Below are 2,092 nucleotides of genomic sequence, written 5' to 3'. Positions count from 1 at the left end.
CCAGGCGCTCAGGGCACTGCGGCTGATCCCGACCGATTGCTCGGTCTCCAGCCGTTGCACCATCTCGTTGAGCGTGATGTCCTTGCGTTCCTCGATCAGCCCGACGATGAAGGCTTCATGCACATCGAGGCTGGAGGAGCGGCTACGGCCAGGCCGCCGAGGCGCCAACTCACCCACCTTCGCTCGTGCAATCCACCGGATCGCACTTGAAACGCCGACACCGAACCGCGCTGCAGCCTGACGCGCCGACATGCCTTCTGCTGAGGCCTTCAAGACACGAGACCGTAGATCTCCGCTCAGGGCTCTTCCCATCATCAACCTCTCCCACAAGGCAGATGTTGAATCAGCTCACAAGCCACCTGTCACATCACAATCGATTCATCGATCGCAGGACATGCTCTAGATCAGCACGGCAACGAACTGAGGGGGGAATTCGGCGATCCGGAGGCAGCTTGTTGAGCCCTTGCGATGATCGGGCCTGGCCACGAGATCGCGCTAGGGGGTGTCATCGAGCGAGCGCGGCGCGTGCCCGCTCGAGGTGCCGACGGCAGGCTGTCCATTTGCCCAGGCGGTCGTCTCGGCGTGCCAGTGCGACGAAATGGGCGGCGGTCTCGCCTCCGGTCCACTCATTGACGCGAGCGTCAGCACGGGCGACAGATTGCGCCGTCGGCTGGCGTCCTCGCGTAGCAGACCGGGACTCGCCGCCCGTTCTGCCATCAGCCGCGTTGCTGGCGATCGCCCGATCCAGCTGGCGTTGAACGATTTCGATATTCGTTGCGCACGTACTGGTGGCTTCAGCACGTTCGGCCGGAACAGCGAGTAGGATCATCGCTCCTGCAGCGGCCAGCATATTCATTGATGTGCTGGAAAAATGCGTCTGTATACTCCGACGGCGTCTGTGACGACAATTGTGAGGGCTAGACGATGCAACCGCGGCGCTTGACGGCGGAAGCCTCCCAGGAGCCGTCGTCAGTCTGCAGGAGCAGACCCCAACCGATCGAACATCGCGCTGGACTCGGATCCTCCATAAGCGTCGTGATGGTACGCTTTGCCTCGAAAGACCCAATAGGCGTGCGCCTGATAGGCAAGAACGATCGGGATGATGATCGCGATGCCGACACCGATAAAGAGGAGCGTTTGCGGGTCCCCAATTCCATCCCAGACCGTGACGTGGCGGGGCACGACATAGGGCCAGAGGCTCACGACGAGCCCACCGAAGCCAAGAAAGAACACAAGGAGCGCCCGAATAAAGGTGCCCACGTCTGGTCCGGTCCAGATGCGACGCCAGGTCAGGGCGAGCACCAGTGCTGTCAGGAGCGGAACGGGCGCGAGCCACGCGATATTCGGCCATGCAAACCAGCGCCCAGCGACCTCGGGTGTGCTCCAGGCGCTCCACGCACTGACGATGAACATCATCGCCGCGGTAAGGATCAGTGCCGCGTGCGCGACCTCCCGAGCAAACACCTGCGTTGAGCCATCCGTCTTCCAGATGATCCAGCCTGCACCGAGAAGCGCATAGCCGCCCAGCAGGCCCACTCCACAGACGAGTCCGAGAATGGTCAGGAAATCGAATGCGCCGCCCGCATACATGCCGTTGGCACCGACGTTGACGCCCCCGATCAAGCCACCGAGAACGAAGCCCTGGCACAGCGTCGCCACGATTGAACCTCCGGCGAATGCCAGGTCCCAGAGCCAGCGAAACATCGTGGTCTGGAGCCGGAATTCAAACGCGACCCCGCGAAAGACAAGGGCAAAAAGCATGAAGACGATCGGCAGGTAGAAGGCCGGCAAAATGACATAATAGCCCGCCGGGAACGCTGCGAACAGCAGCGTTCCGCCCATGACGAGCCACGTCTCGTTCCCATCCCAGACGGGCTCGATGCTCGCCATCATCAGATCGCGATCCGCCTCCCGAGGGGCGATGAGGAAAAGGATGCCGATGCCGAGATCGAAGCCATCCGCGAGCACGTAGACGACGACACAGAAGGCAACGGCAGCGGCGAAGATGACCGGAAGATACGGTGTGATGGAGACGATCATGATGCGAGCTCCGGTTATGCCTTCGACTCGGGAAGCGGTCCCGCCGGCGGCG

Annotated in this window: 2 protein-coding genes; both read right to left on the bottom strand. The window is 62.0% G+C overall.

Annotation, left to right across the window (positions count from 1 at the left end; translation table 11 throughout):
- A partial coding sequence (locus tag ACTJKX_RS36705; protein WP_440728340.1) for a helix-turn-helix domain-containing protein occupies nt 1–312 on the bottom strand: 312 nt, incomplete at its 3' end.
- A gap of 657 nt (nt 313–969) precedes the next feature.
- Entirely contained in the window at nt 970–2,040 is a 1,071-nt protein-coding gene (gene cydB, locus ACTJKX_RS36700) for a cytochrome d ubiquinol oxidase subunit II (RefSeq protein ID WP_440728339.1), read from the bottom strand.
- Nucleotides 2,041–2,092 lie beyond the last annotated feature (52 nt).

The sequence above is a fragment of the Labrys sp. 22185 genome, from assembly GCF_052045555.1.
Lineage (GTDB): Bacteria > Pseudomonadota > Alphaproteobacteria > Rhizobiales > Labraceae > Labrys > Labrys neptuniae.
This window is presented reverse-complemented; position numbering and strand designations above follow the sequence as displayed.

Bases quoted from the DNA above. Each gene is read 5' to 3' on its own strand.
- cydB (WP_440728339.1), bottom strand. From the start codon at position 2,040: ATGATCGTCTCCATCACACCGTATCTTCCGGTCATCTTCGCCGCTGCC.